Below are 17,454 nucleotides of genomic sequence, written 5' to 3' on the forward strand. Positions count from 1 at the left end.
TTTCCTTTTGTGGTTCTACTGCGAGAATATAGAGTCATTTTGACTCTACCACTTACAGACAATAATATGTCCAAACTCATCCTCATCCGACACGGACAAAGTATCTGGAATGCTGCCAACAAATTTACAGGTTGGGTAGATGTGCCTTTGAGTAAATTAGGGCGATTGGAGGCAACAAAGGCAGCTTATAAACTGAGAGATTATCGAGTTGATATTTGCTTTACCAGCTTATTAATTCGGGCAATTGAAACTGCGATTATTTGCCTGACGGAATTTGAAGAAATTTGTGCTGGGAAAAATCCCGTACTGAAACACGAAGCCGACGATCCGCACTGGCACGGTTGGGATAAGTATGAAGGTAATTCAAGTTGCGAACTTCCTATTATTCCCAGCATGGCACTGGACGAGCGTTTTTATGGGGATTTGCAGGGATTAAATAAAGCGCAGACAGCCGAAAAATATGGTGCGGATGTGGTACAAGCATGGCGAAGATCTTTTTCCATGCGTCCTCCTGGCGGCGAGAGTCTAGAAGATACAATGCAGCGCACTCTTCCTTTTTTCCACAGCCGCATTCTTACCCAGCTAAAACAGGGAGATAATGTTTTAGTTGCAGCCCACGGCAATTCTCTTCGCTCTATTATTATGCAACTCGATCGCCTCAGTCCCGAACTAATTCCGAATCTAGAACTCGCTACAGGTGTACCAATTATTTATGATGTGGATAACACCGGACAGGCAACAAATAAAATTATTTTAAATTAAATCTTTAAATTAAATTTTTGACTTTTAACTTTTAACTTTTGACTTCTCTCACTAACCACCGCTGACGGGGGAATCAACACCACCTCATCTCCGTCCTGAAGGAGAGTATCGGGTTCGACGAATTGTAAATTGATCCCAAAGCGAGTCACGTCGCGCCACTGAGATAACTGTGGATGTTCGGAGATCAGGCGCTCGCGTACTGCTGCAACTGGTGTATTCTGAGGAAATTCTAGTGCCAGTTCCGATTTGCCGTATGCTTCTTGATAGGCGGCGAAAAGTTTAATTGTGACTTTGAGGGTGTTAGTCATATTAGATTATGTCACGCAAAGACGCAAAGGCGCAAAGCGTTCTCGTAGGGCGAAGCCCTTCTCGAAGAGTAGAGTAGGCGCAAAAAAGAGAGTAGCCATTAGTTATTTGCTAACAGCTAATGGCTAATTACTAACTACTACGGACGTTCTTCGACTACGTGATCGATTAGACCGTATGCTTTGGCTTCCTCTGCTGACATGAAGAAGTCACGATCCATGTCTTTTTCAATTTTTTCTAGAGGTTGACCTGTATTGTTAGCATAAATCTGGTTTAACTGACCGCGAATTCGTAAGATTTCCCGCGCTTCAATTTCAATATCTGATGCTTGTCCGCGAGTCCCACCTGATGGTTGGTGGATCATAATTCGCGAGTGAGGTAAGGCAAGACGCTTGCCTTTTGTACCTGCAGCAAGTAGGAAAGACCCCATTGATGCAGCTAAGCCAACACAAATTGTAATTACATCAGATTTGATGTGTTGCATCGTGTCATAAATTGCCATCCCAGATGTCACCATTCCCCCCGGGGAATTGATGTATAAGGAAATATCTTTGCCTGGATCTTCCGAATCCAAATAAAGCATAACCGCAATAATTTGGTTGGCAATTTCGTCGTCTACATCGCGTCCTAAGAAAATGATTCGTTCTCTATAGAGGCGGTTGTAAATATCAATCCACTGAGTGTATTGTTCCCCTGGCATCCGATAGGGAACCTTTGGTACACCGATAGGCATATGAGCTACTCCATTGTTGATTGTTGGTTGTTGGTTATTGGTTGTTCGCAAATGACCAATGACCAATGACAAATGACAAGCTAGATGACTCCAGCTGGTAGGGGAGGATTGGCTAAGTCTTGTTTCTCCAAGACGCGATCGATCAGACCGTATTCTTTCGCCTGCTGAGGAGTTAAGTAAAATAGCCGATCCATATCTTTGCCAATTTTTTCAATCGGCTGTCCAGTCGTTTTTGCCAAAATATCTAACAGTGTTGCCTTATTTGCCAACACTTCTTTCGCTCGAATTTGAATATCTGTAGCTTGTCCTTGGGCGTAGCTTTTGGGTTGGTGCAAAATAATGTTGGCATTGGGCAGACTAGCACGACAACCTGGAGTTCCAGCTGAAAGCAGCATTGCTGCCATTCCCATCGCCGAGCCGATACAAATGGTGTGAACGGGGGGTTTAATGTATCTCAGCGTGTCGTAAATGGCAAAGGCTTCAGTTTCAAAGCCGATGGGTTCGCCATTGTAGCTAGACGTACCTGTAGAGTTGATGTAGATTTTGATCGGCTTGTCTGGATCGTCAGATTGCAAATAGAGTAATTCGGCAATAATTAATTCGGTGACGGCGGGTACGAGGGGCATACCAAGATAGACAATCCGCTCTTTGAGTAGTAAAGAGGGTAAGTCTGGCGGTGGCGTGCGGTAGAAGTTATCGCCATAGTAGGGGGCTTGAACGGCTTTAATCGGTGAAACCATAGCAAATCCAGACGGTTACAATAATGCAATAATGACATTATCTGATAGTGTAATCCTAGCTTGAGGATGAGTTGAAAAGGGGTACGGATTCCTCACCCGGAAATCTCAGGTATGGATTTGAGGTTGCGATCGCATCCGAGATAGAAGCACATAGGATATTCTGTAATTGACAATAGAGATGGACTTAACATAACTTTTCCGTAGCAACAGTATGGGGCTGTGGAGCAGTTGATATCACATCTGGTTAGATAGGACGAAAGGTATGAAGGTTAGCTTGCAGCCTACCCTGAACGATGTCAATTTAGACGCACATCAAGCTACAAGTCAGCGACAATTGGCTGTATCAATTTCTGCGATCGCAAATAATTCGCAGCGGCAAGTTCCGCTTAATCTTTGCTTAATTCTCGACCAAAGTGGTTCGATGAAGGGACAACCGATTGAAACGGTGAAACAAGCGGCACAAACACTAGTCGATCGACTCCAGCCAGAAGATCGCCTCTCAATTGTCGTTTTCGATCACCGCGCCAAGGTAATCGTACCCAACCAAACGGTTAACAATCCTGACTATATTAAACGGCAAATCGACCGTTTATATGCTGAAGGTGGCACGGCGATCGATGAAGGGCTGAAATTGGGAATTGAAGAACTAGGGAAAGGCAAGAAAGAAGCCATTTCCCAGGCGTTTTTACTTACGGATGGAGAAAACGAACACGGTGACAACGATCGCTGTCTGAAATTGGCACAACTGGCAGCTAGCTACAACTTAACCCTCAACACTTTAGGCTTTGGCGATTATTGGAACCAAGATATTTTAGAAAAAATTGCCGATGCGGGCGGTGGCGGTTTATCTTACATCCAACACCCAGAGCAAATTCTAGAGGAGTTCGGGCGGTTATTCGATCGCATTCAAGCCGTGGAATTGACAAATGCTTACCTGCTATTATCGTTTATTCCTAAAGTACGACTCGCCGAACTCAAGCCGATTGCCCAAGTTGCGCCAGATGCAATTGAATTACCCATACAACAAGATACCTACGGACGTTACACCGTGCGCTTGGGAGACTTGATGAAGGACTCCGAACGGGTGGTGTTAGCAAATATGTATATCAGTCAGTTACCGGAAGGCAAACACACGATTGCTAGCGTCCAAATCTGCTATGACGATCCGGCGGTTGACCAAACTAATTTGCTCTCTGACAATATTCCGGTAGAAATTAACGTGGTACGGGATTATAAACCTGTAAATAATCCGCAAGTACAGCAATATGTTTTGGCATTGGCTAAATATCGTCAAACACAGCTAGCCGAATTGAAATTACAACAAGGCGATCGCGCTGGCGCGGCGACAATGTTACAAACTGCGGCTAAAACTGCCTTGCAAATGGGCGATCGCAGTGCCGCTACTGTGTTGCAAGATAACGCCACGCGCTTGCAGTCGGGAGAAGAACTTTCAGAAAGCGATCGCAAGAAAACTCGCATCGTGTCAAAAACAGTGTTGCAGGATCAAGAAGGATGAACTATGCAGCTTGATGAATAGTCGGTTGTGGTAGTGGTTCGCCTGTTGCTTCATAAGCCATTATCAGGGATTCTAAGGCTTCTCTACCATTTGCTACAGCTGACTCATATGTAGCTCCATGAGTCCGCCAAGTCTGCCCGGGAAAATCAGGAAAACCTACCAAAAAGCAGTTATCTTCATTCGACCATTGAATCACCATCTTATACTTCATTTCACTCATCTTCGTGCGATTCCTGTTGTCTAGTTTCTATTTCTTGAATAGCTTGCTGAATTTCTTTTTCTTGGTATGGTTTAGCATCTGCTCCGTCATTGCCAGAAATAGTTAATTTTCCCGAATATAAAGGATGTATCCAGTTTGTATGGCTTCCTTTGCCTGGAAGTTCTGTAAAACCTGCTCGGCGTAGCGTTTGTTTCAGCTCCCTAATTTTTCTTGGCGTTATTTTAAGTATACTCTCAGGAAGCAATTATTATAAAATGTACATGACGTTTGAGATAGATAAATATTGTTCGGCAGATTCAGATTAGTTTTTTACCGCTGCCAAAATAAATTCAATTGCTGCCTCAGTATGTTTTTCTACCATTTCCTGACTAAGGCGATCGCTCCCAGAATTTAAATGTTTCCAATTTTCGTGTACGGTAAAGTAAAAAAGACAAACGCTTAAAATATGAGTTAATGTTAAAAATGGTTCGAGGGGACGAAAACAACCTGCTTTCATACCACGATTCAGAACTTGGATTAAATGTTCATGTAGACTTTCTACGTTACTTTGTTTAAAATAAAAACCTTGATTTTGACTAGCTTCTTGAAACCAAAGCATCTGACGATGAGGGTTTTTTGCTTCGTAGGCGATCGCAACTCGAATAATTTGTTTGAGTGCTTCTTCTGGTGATAAATCGTTTAGTTTTAGTTGACTTACCATCGCCTGAACTTCGTTAACTGGACGCTGTAAAACTGCTTTGTATAAACCTTCTTTGTTCTCGAAATAGTAGTGAATTGTCGCAGTTGTAATTTGAGCGCGATCGGCAATATCGCTCATTCTAGCACCTTTAATTCCGTGTCTGGCAAACTCTAATTCTGCGGCATCAAGAATCTGTTTTTGTGTCGCTTCTGCATCTCGAAATTGTTTTTTAATAGGGTGCGATCGCGCCATGTTTGCTATTCCTCTTCTGGATTTGCAAACAGAGTTTCTAAATTGCGTTTACCACTCACAACTCTGACGATTTCAATTCTATCTTTTCCAACTTGATAGAGGATAATATACCCATCTAACGGTAGTCCTCGTAAGCCGAGACGTAAATTATCATACTGTCGTCCCATATTAGGAAAACTAACGAGCTGCTGACATTTTTTATTGAACGACTGTAGAAAGCGCTCACTAGCATTTACATTTTCTACTGCAAAATAGTTTAGAATGTCTTGCAAATCGCGGGAGGCAGGTTGAGAAATAATATACTGACTCATTGCTGAGCTTCTCTTGCCTGCTTGAACTTTGTTAACAACTGGTTGACAAATGTTTCACCATCGATTCCTTCCCCACGTTCGAGCGATGCGATTCCTTCCTCAACCTTAGCGCGAGTTTCAATCATCCACTGCTGGTATTCACGATCATCTTCTTCTAGCAGGTGCAGTGCTGCTTGAATGACTTCATCAACATTCTTAAATTTACCTGATGCCAGCAAAGTCTGGACTATCTTTTCTTGCTCTGGTTTTAAGGTGATATTCATACTGAATATTTTTGTTTACCTTTATCATAAGGTATCTGCCGAGCCTAACTTACTCTATGAGCCTGTATTGGCGGTTTGAACCTGTCAGGGTTGATTTTCATTTAGATGGTGGCTATACAAGAGTTATTCTTGAGCGTCTAGTTAGAAAAGGGATGTTAGATGGAGAATGGTATTGGGAGATCTCCACATCTTCTATTCCACCAAACTTGAGAAACATCGGCTCTCGCTTTTTGCTTTCTTGGCAGGATACTTATAATCCTGGCAATTTAGAAGATATTCGTGCTGCTTATGCAGATCTTCCAATTGTCGAGCTGTTATCAGAATAGCTAAATTGCTTGACGATCGCCCCTTCATCTCTCTAAACTTACTAATTAATTAGTAAGTTATTTTCAAGGCAGTTTGCATCATGCTACAAGGCGCACCCTGGCTGCTAGCGCACCGTTCTATGCTCAAGCCGAATCAGCCGATGAAGGTGTCGCTTTACGGTAAAGACTACGTACTTTGGCAGGATAGTACGGGTAACATTTGTTGCTTGCCGAATGCATGTCCGCATATGGGTGCAATGTTATCGGAAGGGTGGTGCGTGAAAAAATCTGATGGTAGTAGCGCGATCGCATGTCCGTTTCATGCCTTAGAATTTGATAATACTGGCTGTACGGTTTTACCAGGTACTAACAAACCGACTAAATCTTTATTACAACCGTTAGAATTAATCGTACAAGGCGATTTTATTTGGTCTTACGGTGGATTTGAGCCTATAATCCCAATTCCGACAATTTTAAACGAAATTGCAGCAGAGTATGAATTTGTCGGTTACACGGGCGATCGCAGTATTAAGACCAACTTTCTCAGTCTACTGCTAAATATGCACGACTACAACCACCAAAACGGCACTCATCGATCGCTATTTGAAATTGAGGAAGTTCAACTGAAGCAGTTTATTGACGATGGATTGCATTCCCATGCCTACATTGCACAACTGCGAAAAAAACCAAATCTACAAGATATTCTCAAAAACCCTGGACTCTTGGCAATGCCTCAAGTATTAGAAGCTCATTTAGAAAACTTCTTTCCATTCATGGGCATGGTACACGGCGAGAGTCCACTTTTAAGCTTAAAAGAATGCCATTTTTACCTTCCCGAATCAGAAACTCACTCTCGCGTCTACGTTCTGATGTTCGTGAAAGCACATCACCCGATTGCTCATTTAATTAAACGAAACCTCTTGCGACTAGTAGAAGTCGTCATCGAGCAAGATGCAGATATCTTAAGTAAACTTTATACCAACACACCTCAACACATTAAACTCAATAACGAGGTGGGTATGGATTGGGTGCGGCGCAACTATGCTAACTTTCCAGCAATTGTAGAGCCAAATTTTTCTCGATAACAGTATGCACGTTGCTTTAAAAAATACTGTATCAAGACATACTATTTGTCAAATTATTTGACTGATTCTTCAGAAGTTTCAATAACTGCTAAGCAGAATTGAGAAACAGCCATAATTCCGAAAACAGAAGCCAAATAAGCAGCAGCTAGGAATATAAGTGCGTTTTCAAAAGGAATGTAGGAAGTCATGGTGTGAATCTCCTCTGTTACTGATTAATTTTGAAGTTAAACCAAAATGGTGAATAGTTTGTGAAGAAAGCAGAAATCTTTGGTGAATAGTTTGTGAAAATGTGAAGAATTGGTGACGTGGATTAAATTGCGATCGCCAAATTCTCTTGAATTTTACAACAGGACAACACACCTTGATTCCGCAAACGCATAATCAATTTAAGGATCGAGAAACTCTTCCACATTTCCACCCGTATCGCGTTCCCAATCAATATCAGGCATTCGCTCAAAGGCTTCCCGCAACGAAGTCTCCCACTGCTTGCGAATTTTAGTGAGATATGGCGCACCCAACCGCAACCGCAAATCGTGTTGGACTTTGAAAGAGTCCTTTTCATACACCACTAAATTAATTGGCGGTCCCACAGAAATATTAGACTTCATCGTAGAGTCAATCGACAACAACGCACACTTAGCTGCTGCTTCCAATGTCGTGTTAAAATCCAGTATGCGGTCTAGAATGGGTTTCCCGTACTTAGTCTCGCCGACTTGCATAAATGGAGTTTCTGAAGTGGCATGAATGCAGTTGCCTTGACTGTAAATCATGTATAGTTCTGGCGGTTGTCCCTGAATTTGTCCCCCAAAAGCAGAGTACATTGGACATCGATACCATCTTGCTTCAGCCATACCCGGTCTTGTTCTTGAATCTGCCGAATTTTAGCTCCAATGTAGCGGGCGACATCGTAGAGTGTTGGCAGGGTATGTAAATTAGCCTCTTCTGGAATTCTAATATCTCTATGCATCTGCGCGATCGCGCCTTGCGTCACCGAAAGATTTCCTGCCGTACAGAGCAGAATGACCCGTTCTCCTGGCTGGGAAAAATCAAATAGCTTTTGATATGTAGATACGTAGTCTACCCCGGCATTCGTGCGCGAGTCCGCCGCCATAACTAAACCGTGTTTGGTAATGATGCCCAGGCAGTAAGTCACAATAGTTTTGGGTCATTTTTGACTATAAAATTTTACAGTAATTGTAAGTGGTAATGGGTAATGGGTAATTGCGTGGTGCGTGGTGAGTGGTGCGTGAAGAAGGGGTGTAGGGTGTAGGGTGTGGGGTGACTCCTGACTCCTGACTCCTGACCAGTTAGTTATTTTATCTCCTCTGCCCACCTGCACACAAAGCCCACCTGCTCTCTGCTTCCTTGTCCCCCTTGTCCCCCTTGTCCCCCTTCGCCCCTTGTCCCCCTTGTCCCCCTTGTCCCCCTTGTCCCCCTTGTCCCCCTCTCCCTTGTCCCCCTTGTCCCCCTGCTCCCCTCATTTGGTAACTTAGTGTACTGCATTACCAAACAAAGTCTGGTTGAATTAGATAGAACATTCTAATTGAGTCAGGGCTATGACTGAAACTACTGTCAAGGCAGAAGTAAAAGCGCCGCTGCGTCCGGTGAGTAAAGAAGGGCTAGAGAAATTAGCGGTGACTGCTAAGGCAAATCCTAATGTTGTCAAGTCCTTGAAGGTGAAGACGGTTTGTGAAGGACAATTTCGCAATTTAACCTACGTTCGAGACTTACCAGAACACGTTATTGACGAACCTCCCACCCTGCTAGGGCAAGACACAGCACCCAATCCATCAGAAGCAATGCTAGCCTGTCTGGGTTCGTGCTTATCAGTGGGTATTCATGCTAACGCAGTCATGCGGGGAATTACGCTCACAAAACTAGAACTGGAACTAGAAGGTGACATCAATATCACGGGTGTCTGGGGAATTGGTGACTTAGCAGAGAAGCGGTTGGGATTCACCGATGTCCGCGTCAAAGTGGATTTAGAAGGAGATGCTAGCAAAGAGGAACTAGAAGATCTAGTGGCTCATGCAAATTTTTGGTCGCCAGTTGCCAACACATTTCGCTTACCCGTAAATGTAGATGTTGCTCTTAAGTGAGCAGTAGAACACAGAGGACAGTCACAGAGGTAGCAGATATTTGTGTAGAGATGCATACGTAAGTTATTGCGTCTCTACTCTGAATTGAGCGCAAATTGATACTGAGAAGACAGACTTGCCAATCTCAGCAAGTCATAATGTTAAGAAATTTAAATATACATGAGTTTGTGTTGTCGCTCAGGAATTCTAGTATCTAGTATGCAAGCAGTTTCAAATCTATCCGATCGCGCAGTAGCAAAGACGCAAGCACCCGAAACCATGCTGGCAGAATTGCATAAAGCGATCGCGACCCAATTAGCACCGCAAGTTGCAGACATCGATCTCAAAGGACAATATCCCCGTGACTTCATGCACCTAGTAGGGGAATTGGGTGGTTATCGGCAGGCGGTTGCGGTAGAATATGGCGGTGCTGGCAACGGCTTAAAAGCAGCAGTCCAAGCGATCGAAGCTATATCCCAAGAGTGCTTGTGTACTGGGTTTATGACTTGGTGTCAGATAGCCTGCACCTGGTACATGCAGAATAGTGACAATACCTACCTCAAACAGCACCTTCTCCCCTTAGTCGCTACAGGTAAAGTTTTAGGTGGCACGGGTTTATCCAACCCAATGAAACACTTTGCTGGAATTGAGAAAATCGCTTTGGTTGCCGAACGTCAACCTGGAGGTTACGTACTCAACGGGATGCTACCTTGGGTTTCCAACTTAGGTGCAGGACATCACTTTGGCATTGCTGCAAGACTAACAGATAGCGATGACTACCTCATGGCGATCGTTTCCGACGAACTCACAGGACTGACTCTGCGTTGCAACGCCCATTTCATCGCCTTAGAGGGTAGCAATACTTACAGCTGTATCTTCCGCGATGTCTTCGTACCCGATGAATTAATTCTCGCCGCCCCCTGTGAAGAATACGTCAATCGTATCCGTCCTGGGTTTATCTTGACGCAAGTTGGCATGGGCTTAGGTCTAGTAGCTAGTTGCATCCAAATTATGGAACGGGCAAATCAACGCTACGGACACGTCAACCGCTTTCTAGACGACCAAGTAGAAGACCTAGCTGCTAGTCTAGCAACGACCCGCGAGAAAACCTACGCGATCGCCACCCAGATGAGCCAACAAGGATGCGATCGCCCCTTACTAAAACAAGTCATTCAAGCCCGAATTGATGCCTCAGAACTCTCCTTACGGGCAGCAAACGCCGCCATGCTACATGTAGGCGCAAGAGGCTACTTACACGGTGGAATAGCCGAAAGAAAACTACGCGAATCATACTTCGTCGCGATCGTCACCCCAGCATTAAAACAGTTGAAAAAAATGTTACACGACATGGAGAAGTCAAAAGTTAAAAGTTAAAAGTCAAAAAATAGGAGACAAGGGAGAGGGGGGAGACAAGGGAGAGGGGGGAGACAAGGGAGAGGGGGAGACAAGGGAGAGGGGGGAGACAAGGGAGAGGGGGAGACAAGGGAGAGGGGGAGACAAGGGAGAAGGGGGAGACAAGGGAGAGGGGGGAGACAAGGGAGAGGGGGAGACAAGGGAGACAAGGAAGATAATAACCGTCAACCGTCAACTAACAACTAATAACCAACAACCAACAACCAACAACAAAAAATTATGATGGCTCTACTAGAGTCTTTTAGCTATTTAGATACGATAACTTCGTTAAGCTCCGCTAACGCTAACTGTCCTTGTGGTGGTTCGCACATCGCTGCAGATCATCAAAAATTTCTAGAAGGAATGCCCCAAGATCCAGCAGATTTGGTGGACGACCTGTGTAAAATGGGACACTACTCAGGAGAAACTTTAGAGTTTGCACGGGCATTAACTCAAGCCGAAATCAGAAAGACTCTGGTACTCCAGATGCTCGATCGCGCCGAACCAGGACAACGCCAGATCTGCTACGATTTGATCCAGCTTGCCGGAGGATTAGAAGAGGCTTTTGCGGCTGCCTTTGGCGATCGCTCAACCCAGTTTTTTAACGATGCACTCCGTCTAAGCAAGTTTCGCCGCCGCGATTTTTTAATTAAAGTTGCCGCCGCCGCCGCAGTTGTCACGGCTGCAAGTTGCGTCAGTAACAATAACTCGCAAGCACCAAACGCAACTTCTACAAATGCCGCAGCTACGAGTAAGTTAGAAAAAACCGATTTAACAATTGGTTTTATTCCCATCGCCTGTTCGATTCCCATCGTTGCCGCCGAACCGCTGGGATTTTTTAAAAAACATGGGTTAAACGTAACGCTGAAGAAAATGCCAAACTGGGCAGCAGTAAGAGAATCTGCGATCGCCGGCGAACTCGATGCATATCATATGCTGTCTCCGATGCCAATTGCGATGACTTTGGGTTTGGGTTCTTCTGCCTTCCCGATTCGACTTGCCAGTATTGAAAACATCAACGGACAATCGATCGCAGTTGCCGGCAAACATCAAGATAAAGTCAAAACTGCGGCAGATTTTAAAGGCATGACTATCGGGTTGCCTTTTCCCTACTCGATGCATAATTTGTTACTGCGCTACTACCTCGCATCGGGGGGATTGAATCCAGACAAAGACGTAAGACTAGAAATCGTTCCCCCGCCAGATTCAGTCGCAAAAATGGCAGCAGGACAAATTGACGCTTTCCTGATGCCTGATAATTTCGGGCAACGGGCAATCTTTGAGAAAATTGGTTTCATTCACTTACTCACCAAAGATCTGTGGCAAGGACACCCGTGTTGTGCGTTTGCCGCTAGCCAAAGTTGGATCGATCGCCACCCGAATACCTTCCGCGCCGTTAACAAAGCGATTATCGATAGCGCCGGACACGCCAACGCCGCCGAAAACCGTCAGGAAGTCGCCAAGGCAATGTCCGAACGCAAGTATCTCAACCAGCCGGAACCAGTTCTTACAGCTGTGCTGACGGGTAAATTTGACAATGGTTTAGGACAAACACTAGACGTACCAGATCGGATTGGCTTCGATCCCTATCCGTGGAAAAGCTTTGCCAAGTGGATTTCTTCTCAAATGGTACGCTGGGATTTAATGCCGACAGAAAAGGCAAAATATGAAGAAATTGCCACCCAAGTCTATATGACAGATTTAGCAAGGGAACTGGCGAAAGAATTGGGACAAAATCCACCTGCGGAGTCTACGCGGATCGAAAAACTGAAAAATGGTGACTTTGACCCTGGTAAAGTTGAAGCCTATTTACAAGAACAGAAAAAACAGTTCAAGGTTTAGAGGTAATAGTGGACAACTCCCGACGATTATCCAAGCAGCGATCGCATTTCTCAGCTCATCTTTGGCTCCAAAATCCCAATTTACAAGCCACAATTTTATTCTTTTTACTGCTAACTGCGTTGTTACTCGTATGGGAATTGGGAGTGCAATTGAAGCTATTTTCTCCTGTGATGCCTGCTGCCAGTCGGACGATCGCCGACTTTTGGAGTTGGATCGTCGATCCGTTTTACGATAACGGTCCCAACGATAAGGGCATTGGGTTGCACCTACTAGCAAGTTTACAACGAGTCACGATCGGGTTTCTCATTGGTTCCGCGATCGCTATTCCTCTAGGTATTGCGATCGGATTATCAGAAGTCGTTTCCAAAGCCGTCGATCCGTTTATTCAACTGCTACGTCCCGTCTCTCCTTTAGCATGGTTGCCATTAGGATTAGCAATCCTCAAAAGTTCTGAAGCAACAGCCTTGTTCGTAATTGCAATTACGAGCATTGCACCCACGTTAATTAATACCAAATTTGGTGTCAGCCACGTTTCTCGCGACTACCTCAACGTAGCACGGACTCTAGGAGCATCTCGCTGGCGGACGATCGCCAAAGTCATCTTACCAGCAGCCGCACCTCAAATCGTAGCAGGATTGCGAATTAGTATCGGTATTTCCTGGTTAGTAATAGTCGCCGCCGAGATGATTGTCGGTGGTACGGGTATTGGCAGCTTTGTTTGGAACGAGTGGAACAACCTCAATGTCACCAGCATCATTACCGCGATCGTCGTTATCGGATTAGTAGGAATTCTCCTCGATCGCCTCTTGGGACTATTACACAGTTGGGTGTCTTTTGGTCAGTGACCAGTTACCAATAGAGAGTGGCTAGTGACTGGTGACTAGACCGAAAAAAAGAATCTAGCCACTAGCCACTAGCCACCAGCCACCTCTCAACTACCAACTACCCATTACAAATATGATTTCCTATACTGATACACTCGATCCTACGCTTAAAGACACGACTCAGTTGGTGCTGAAGGATGTGTTTAAGGTCTTTCCTGGGAGACAGAGCTTAGTAGATCGGCTATTGCGTCGTACTTCGCCGGATTATATTGCGATCGCTGAGATTAATTTAGAAATTTCAGCGAATACCTTTGTTTCAATTATCGGTCCTTCTGGATGCGGTAAATCAACTTTACTAAACATTATTGCTGGTTTGACTCCACCTACTAGCGGTGTGGTAATGCTGAATGGGACAGCAATTCATCATCCAGGTCCCGATCGCGGTGTCGTTTTCCAAAATTATTCTCTGATGCCTTGGATGACTGTAGCAGAAAATATCCGCTTTGCAATTGAAACGGTTTATCCTAAGATGTCTCGCGATCGGCAAAAACAGATCGTGCGCGAATATATCGATCTAGTCGGGTTGCGGGGTGCAGAACAGAAACATCCCCATGAATTATCGGGAGGAATGAAGCAAAGAGTCGGTATCGCCAGAGCTTTGGCAATTAATCCGCAAATTCTGTTGATGGATGAGCCATTTGGTGCTTTAGACGCATTAACGCGGGGTTTTTTGCAAGATGAAATTGCGCGAATTTGGGAGCAACAACACAAAACCGCAATTCTGATTACCCACAGTATTGAAGAGGCTTTGTTACTATCAGATCAAATCGTAATGATGAGTCGGGGTCCCGCCGCTCAAATTGTCGAAGTACTCGATATTCCCTTCCCCCGTCCCCGCAAGCGCGAAAGTCTGGATCGCTACCCTGCCTATCACGAACTCAAAGCCGAACTAGAATTACACCTATCTCGCGAAACCCGCGCTGTTGAGGAGTTGCGGGTGTAGGTTTATGACAACGACAAGGGAGACAAGGGGGACAAGGGAGAAGCGTAAGTCGTAAGTAACCGACAACTGATAACTGATAACTGATAACTGATTAAATGGTTAACCTGAAACGGACTCGCGAAGATATTTTAGCCTCGGTTTTAGATCTGATTCATCATCAAGGGTTTCAATCTACGGGACTCAAAGAATTATTTAGCGTCAGCGGTACTTCATCTGGAAGTTTTTACAATTACTTTCAGTCGAAAGATGAATTAGCCCACGCTCTGATTGATTATAAGTGGCAGCAAATTAAGACTCATATCATCAAGCCTGCTGCCGAACATACTAGCGATCCGATCGCACAACTGGTGTGGATAATCGACCGCCTAGAAGCAAAACACCTTACCGAACCAGATTGTGGCGGCTGTTTCTTAGGTAACTTAATTGTCGATTTAGCAAAATATGATACATCATTTCAAACACATCTGATCCAGGTGTTTGACCAATGGCATTTCGCGATCGCTCAATTACTGCGTCAAGGACAAACTCAGTTATGTTCTGATATCGATCCCGATAATTTAGCCGAACAACTGATGAATGCGATCGAAGGCACTTTATTGTTAGGACGCTTATACAATCATCCCAATCGCCTACAACGTGGTTTTGACAACGTGCGGCAAATGTTAAAAGCAGCACTTAAATAGTGACTAGTTATCAGTGGTCAGTGAGCCAGGCGAGAGACAAGAGGTAAATTTTGACTTTTGACTTTTGACTTTTAACTTTTGACTTATTCCCTGCGTCTTCTCTGCTTGGGTGCAGATAATGGTGGTAGTTCTGAATTAGAAGAGTGGTAGGGTAAGTAATGCTGAGCCACGGGTTGAGGTGCTTCTGGCTGTCGCTTCTGCGAAATTATCCACCATCGGAGGGCGATCGCAACTCCTACAGTTCCCAATCCGAGCGTGAATAGCGACCAGCGATCGCCAAACCCGCCGATAACTGCATTAACTACCCCAATCGTGATCAAAAAGGCAGGTAGCGGCTCTTTCCTATATGCTGACTTCAAAAATCTAGGTAGTGCGGCGTTCATTTCAATATGGTTACTTTTATTTCAGCTATTATCTCAGATTGGATATAATTCTAAGACCTACTGCTCAAAGCCGCTTGTATTTTAAGGTACTATCTTGCTCTGTAGGTACTACCAATATACCTCACCCACATAACTTATTGCTGTCAACGCTATATCTAGCAATACAAGCGGCACTTCTGCTAGATAATCATTTCAAGCCCAGCCAAGCTAGTACGCCGTGTCCGGTAACAACTTCGATCGCCACCATCAATAAAAAACCGATCATCGCCGCTCGTCCGTTCAAACGCTCGGCATACTCATTGAAGCCAAACTTCGGTTCTTCTAGTCTAGGTGTAGTTGTTGGTTGAGGTTGGGCAGTCATGTTTTTATCCTTTGAATTACACGAATTTACTAAAGCTCACGGTTGATAATAGCCTCGAAAGTCTAACAACTTCTGGAGAAGCTAGCGCGATGTTTGTTTACAATTTTTAACCATATTACATATATTTTGACACTTTTTTCTGCAAGCTAGTGTTAAGAAAATCGTAACTTAGAGTTTGGAATGGGTAATGGGTAGTTGGTAGTTGAGTGGTGAGTGGTGCGTGAGGAGAATTCGGAATTCGGAATTAAATTCTCCCAAGCGCGACCTTGCGCTTCCTCTGCTCCCTGCTTCCTGACAACTGAAAAAGCCGATCGCAATGTTTTACACACAAGATGAGAGTTGTCAAGCATAAGCTAGATATAGGAGTATCCAACCAAAAGAAAAGCAAAAAGAAAAGCACATGGAAATAGGCGTTCCCAAAGAAACAAAAGACCAAGAATTTCGGGTGGGTTTAAGTCCTTCTAGCGTGCGAGTACTGCACGAAAACGGTCACGCTATCTTTGTTGAAACTGAAGCTGGAACGGGGGCTGGCTTTACCGATACAGACTATAAGCTCGCCGGAGCGCAGATCGTTTCCACTCCAGAAGCTGCATGGAATCGAGAATTAGTGGTGAAGGTGAAAGAACCACTCCAGCCGGAATATAAATTTTTGCAAAAAGAGCAATTATTATTTACCTACTTGCATCTAGCAGCCGATCGCGCTTTGACCGAACATTTAATTGATTGTGGCGTAACGGCGATCGCATACGAAACTGTAGAACAACCTGGTAATAATAAACTTCCTTTACTCACTCCCATGAGTGTTATTGCTGGTCGCCTTTCGGTGCAGTTTGGCGCTCGGTTTCTCGAACGCCAGCAGGGGGGACGGGGCGTTCTTTTAGGCGGCGTACCAGGCGTAAGACCTGGTAAAGTTGTCATTTTGGGTGGTGGTGTTGTCGGTACGGAAGCGGCGCGAATTGCCGTTGGAATGGGTGCAGCCGTACAAATTTTAGATGTCAACGTCGATCGCCTATCCTACTTAGAAACTATATTTGGTTCTAGAGTAGAGCTGCTTTACAGTAATTCCGCTCAGATTGAAGCTGTTGTCTCTCAAGCTGACTTACTCATCGGTGCTGTCTTAGTCCCTGGACGTAAAGCGCCAATTCTCGTCTCGCGCAACTTAGTCAAACAAATGCATCCTGGTGCGGTGATTGTAGATGTTGCTGTCGATCAAGGCGGTTGTATTGAAACCTTACGCCCAACTTCTCACACCAACCCAGTTTATGTAGAAGAGGGAGTCGTCCACTATGGTGTTCCTAACATGCCTGGGGCTGTCCCTTGGACGGCAACTCAGGCATTAAATAACAGTACCCTACCATACGTGTTGCAATTGGCAAATTTGGGTCTGAAAGCTGTGGAAGTTAATCCTTTCTTAGCGGCTGGTGTTAACGTGCAAAATCATCGCCTAGTCCATCCCGCCGTGCAGCAGGTGTTTCCTGATTTGGTCAGTTAGTAGCAATTTTCCGCGATCGCGATCGATTCGTAAAGGCACAATCAATTTGTAAGGCGCAATCCAATACTTCTCGGTTAGAGCGCATAGTCCTTGGAGATCTCCCCAACCCCTTAAAAAGGGGGCTATGATTCCCCCTTTTTAAGGGGGCTAGGGGGGATCGAATCAAAACCTGCGATGTATTGGGGCGCAATCAATTCGTAAGGGCGCACAGCTGTGCGCCCCTA

General features: G+C 44.8%; 24 protein-coding genes and 1 pseudogene. 11 read left to right on the forward strand and 14 right to left on the reverse strand.

Features of this window, described 5'->3' with window-relative positions; all coding sequences use genetic code 11:
* Positions 1 to 66: 66 nt before the first annotated feature.
* Complete coding sequence (locus M5J74_RS14065; protein WP_015154720.1) at positions 67 to 762, forward strand: 2,3-bisphosphoglycerate-dependent phosphoglycerate mutase; 696 nt, start codon at positions 67 to 69, stop codon at positions 760 to 762.
* Here M5J74_RS14065 and M5J74_RS14070 read toward each other — a convergent pair.
* The 3 genes from M5J74_RS14070 to M5J74_RS14080 all read right to left on the reverse strand — a co-directional run bounded on the left by M5J74_RS14070 (position 759) and on the right by M5J74_RS14080 (position 2,541).
* Entirely contained in the window at positions 759 to 1,070 is a 312-nt protein-coding gene (locus M5J74_RS14070; protein ID WP_250017014.1) for a MoaD/ThiS family protein, read from the reverse strand. The genes M5J74_RS14065 and M5J74_RS14070 overlap by 4 nt on opposite strands.
* Positions 1,071 to 1,207: 137 nt before the next feature.
* Entirely contained in the window at positions 1,208 to 1,801 is a 594-nt protein-coding gene (locus tag M5J74_RS14075; RefSeq protein ID WP_015154722.1) for an ATP-dependent Clp protease proteolytic subunit, read from the reverse strand.
* Between the two features lie 80 nt (positions 1,802 to 1,881).
* Entirely contained in the window at positions 1,882 to 2,541 is a 660-nt protein-coding gene (locus tag M5J74_RS14080) for an ATP-dependent Clp protease proteolytic subunit (RefSeq protein ID WP_015154723.1), read from the reverse strand.
* A gap of 262 nt (positions 2,542 to 2,803) precedes the next feature.
* On the opposite strand from M5J74_RS14080, the gene M5J74_RS14085 reads away from it, so the two are divergent.
* On the forward strand, positions 2,804 to 4,057 hold the full coding sequence (locus M5J74_RS14085) for a VWA domain-containing protein (RefSeq protein WP_015154724.1): 1,254 nt from the start codon (positions 2,804 to 2,806) through the stop codon (positions 4,055 to 4,057).
* A gap of 1 nt (position 4,058) precedes the next feature.
* Here M5J74_RS14085 and M5J74_RS14090 read toward each other — a convergent pair whose 3' ends face one another.
* From M5J74_RS14090 to M5J74_RS14110, 5 genes are read right to left on the reverse strand one after another with little or no spacing between them, the layout of a single operon-like run.
* Positions 4,059 to 4,277 (reverse strand): type II toxin-antitoxin system HicB family antitoxin, encoded by a 219-nt coding sequence (locus tag M5J74_RS14090; protein WP_015154725.1) that lies wholly within the window; start codon positions 4,275 to 4,277, stop codon positions 4,059 to 4,061.
* A complete protein-coding gene (locus M5J74_RS14095; protein WP_199755403.1) occupies positions 4,270 to 4,521 on the reverse strand; it encodes a type II toxin-antitoxin system HicA family toxin in 252 nt (83 codons plus the stop codon). Before M5J74_RS14095 ends, M5J74_RS14090 begins: the two co-directional genes overlap by 8 nt.
* A 57-nt stretch (positions 4,522 to 4,578) precedes the next feature.
* Positions 4,579 to 5,208: a TetR/AcrR family transcriptional regulator gene (locus M5J74_RS14100; protein WP_250017015.1), complete on the reverse strand. Its 630-nt coding sequence runs from the start codon at positions 5,206 to 5,208 to the stop codon at positions 4,579 to 4,581.
* Between the two features lie 5 nt (positions 5,209 to 5,213).
* On the reverse strand, positions 5,214 to 5,519 hold the full coding sequence (locus M5J74_RS14105; protein ID WP_015154727.1) for a type II toxin-antitoxin system RelE/ParE family toxin: 306 nt from the start codon (positions 5,517 to 5,519) through the stop codon (positions 5,214 to 5,216).
* Positions 5,516 to 5,782, reverse strand: coding sequence for a type II toxin-antitoxin system ParD family antitoxin (locus M5J74_RS14110; RefSeq protein ID WP_015154728.1), 267 nt, complete (start codon positions 5,780 to 5,782; stop codon positions 5,516 to 5,518). Before M5J74_RS14110 ends, M5J74_RS14105 begins: the two co-directional genes overlap by 4 nt.
* A 56-nt stretch (positions 5,783 to 5,838) precedes the next feature.
* On the opposite strand from M5J74_RS14110, the gene M5J74_RS14115 reads away from it, so the two are divergent.
* Positions 5,839 to 6,108 (forward strand): hypothetical protein, encoded by a 270-nt coding sequence (locus M5J74_RS14115; RefSeq protein WP_015154729.1) that lies wholly within the window; start codon positions 5,839 to 5,841, stop codon positions 6,106 to 6,108.
* A gap of 80 nt (positions 6,109 to 6,188) precedes the next feature.
* A complete protein-coding gene (locus M5J74_RS14120) occupies positions 6,189 to 7,172 on the forward strand; it encodes a Rieske 2Fe-2S domain-containing protein (RefSeq protein WP_106167690.1) in 984 nt (327 codons plus the stop codon).
* 53 nt (positions 7,173 to 7,225) lie between these two features.
* On the opposite strand, the gene M5J74_RS32725 is transcribed toward M5J74_RS14120, so the two are convergent.
* From M5J74_RS32725 to M5J74_RS14135, 3 genes and pseudogenes are all read right to left on the reverse strand, one after another.
* Entirely contained in the window at positions 7,226 to 7,360 is a 135-nt protein-coding gene (locus tag M5J74_RS32725) for a hypothetical protein (protein WP_015154731.1), read from the reverse strand.
* Between the two features lie 198 nt (positions 7,361 to 7,558).
* Positions 7,559 to 8,325, reverse strand: a pseudogene (locus M5J74_RS33440) (peptidase).
* A gap of 158 nt (positions 8,326 to 8,483) precedes the next feature.
* Positions 8,484 to 8,675: a hypothetical protein gene (locus tag M5J74_RS14135; RefSeq protein ID WP_250017018.1), complete on the reverse strand. Its 192-nt coding sequence runs from the start codon at positions 8,673 to 8,675 to the stop codon at positions 8,484 to 8,486.
* A 53-nt stretch (positions 8,676 to 8,728) separates the two neighbouring features.
* Here M5J74_RS14135 and M5J74_RS14140 point away from each other — a divergent pair, with 53 nt between their 5' ends.
* The 6 genes from M5J74_RS14140 to M5J74_RS14165 all read left to right on the forward strand — a co-directional run bounded on the left by M5J74_RS14140 (position 8,729) and on the right by M5J74_RS14165 (position 14,994).
* Positions 8,729 to 9,271 (forward strand): OsmC family protein, encoded by a 543-nt coding sequence (locus M5J74_RS14140; RefSeq protein ID WP_015154734.1) that lies wholly within the window; start codon positions 8,729 to 8,731, stop codon positions 9,269 to 9,271.
* 198 nt (positions 9,272 to 9,469) lie between these two features.
* The gene (locus tag M5J74_RS14145; protein ID WP_250017020.1) at positions 9,470 to 10,624 is read left to right on the forward strand and encodes an acyl-CoA dehydrogenase family protein; all 1,155 of its coding nucleotides are present in this window, start codon (positions 9,470 to 9,472) and stop codon (positions 10,622 to 10,624) included.
* Positions 10,625 to 10,882: 258 nt separating this feature from the next.
* On the forward strand, positions 10,883 to 12,484 hold the full coding sequence (locus M5J74_RS14150) for a CmpA/NrtA family ABC transporter substrate-binding protein (protein ID WP_106169485.1): 1,602 nt from the start codon (positions 10,883 to 10,885) through the stop codon (positions 12,482 to 12,484).
* An 8-nt stretch (positions 12,485 to 12,492) separates the two neighbouring features.
* A complete protein-coding gene (gene ntrB / locus M5J74_RS14155) occupies positions 12,493 to 13,329 on the forward strand; it encodes a nitrate ABC transporter permease (RefSeq protein WP_250017021.1) in 837 nt (278 codons plus the stop codon).
* A 112-nt stretch (positions 13,330 to 13,441) separates the two neighbouring features.
* Positions 13,442 to 14,311: an ABC transporter ATP-binding protein gene (locus M5J74_RS14160; protein WP_015154738.1), complete on the forward strand. Its 870-nt coding sequence runs from the start codon at positions 13,442 to 13,444 to the stop codon at positions 14,309 to 14,311.
* A 95-nt stretch (positions 14,312 to 14,406) separates the two neighbouring features.
* On the forward strand, positions 14,407 to 14,994 hold the full coding sequence (locus tag M5J74_RS14165) for a TetR/AcrR family transcriptional regulator (protein ID WP_250017022.1): 588 nt from the start codon (positions 14,407 to 14,409) through the stop codon (positions 14,992 to 14,994).
* Between the two features lie 83 nt (positions 14,995 to 15,077).
* Here the strand turns inward: M5J74_RS14165 and M5J74_RS14170 are convergent, their stop codons facing one another.
* The 3 genes from M5J74_RS14170 to M5J74_RS14180 all read right to left on the reverse strand — a co-directional run bounded on the left by M5J74_RS14170 (position 15,078) and on the right by M5J74_RS14180 (position 16,088).
* On the reverse strand, positions 15,078 to 15,377 hold the full coding sequence (locus tag M5J74_RS14170) for a hypothetical protein (RefSeq protein WP_015154740.1): 300 nt from the start codon (positions 15,375 to 15,377) through the stop codon (positions 15,078 to 15,080).
* Between the two features lie 187 nt (positions 15,378 to 15,564).
* Positions 15,565 to 15,738: a chlorophyll a/b-binding protein gene (locus tag M5J74_RS14175; protein ID WP_015154741.1), complete on the reverse strand. Its 174-nt coding sequence runs from the start codon at positions 15,736 to 15,738 to the stop codon at positions 15,565 to 15,567.
* A gap of 152 nt (positions 15,739 to 15,890) precedes the next feature.
* Positions 15,891 to 16,088, reverse strand: a complete 198-nt coding sequence (locus M5J74_RS14180; RefSeq protein ID WP_146138866.1) for a hypothetical protein — start codon at positions 16,086 to 16,088, stop codon at positions 15,891 to 15,893.
* Between the two features lie 50 nt (positions 16,089 to 16,138).
* Here M5J74_RS14180 and ald point away from each other — a divergent pair, with 50 nt between their 5' ends.
* Positions 16,139 to 17,230, forward strand: a complete 1,092-nt coding sequence (ald, locus tag M5J74_RS14185) for an alanine dehydrogenase (RefSeq protein WP_015154742.1) — start codon at positions 16,139 to 16,141, stop codon at positions 17,228 to 17,230.
* The last annotated feature ends 224 nt before the right edge of the window (positions 17,231 to 17,454 follow it).

Origin of the sequence: Chroococcidiopsis sp. CCNUC1, assembly GCF_023546805.1 — a bacterium.
Taxonomy (GTDB): domain Bacteria; phylum Cyanobacteriota; class Cyanobacteriia; order Cyanobacteriales; family Chroococcidiopsidaceae; genus Chroococcidiopsis; species Chroococcidiopsis thermalis.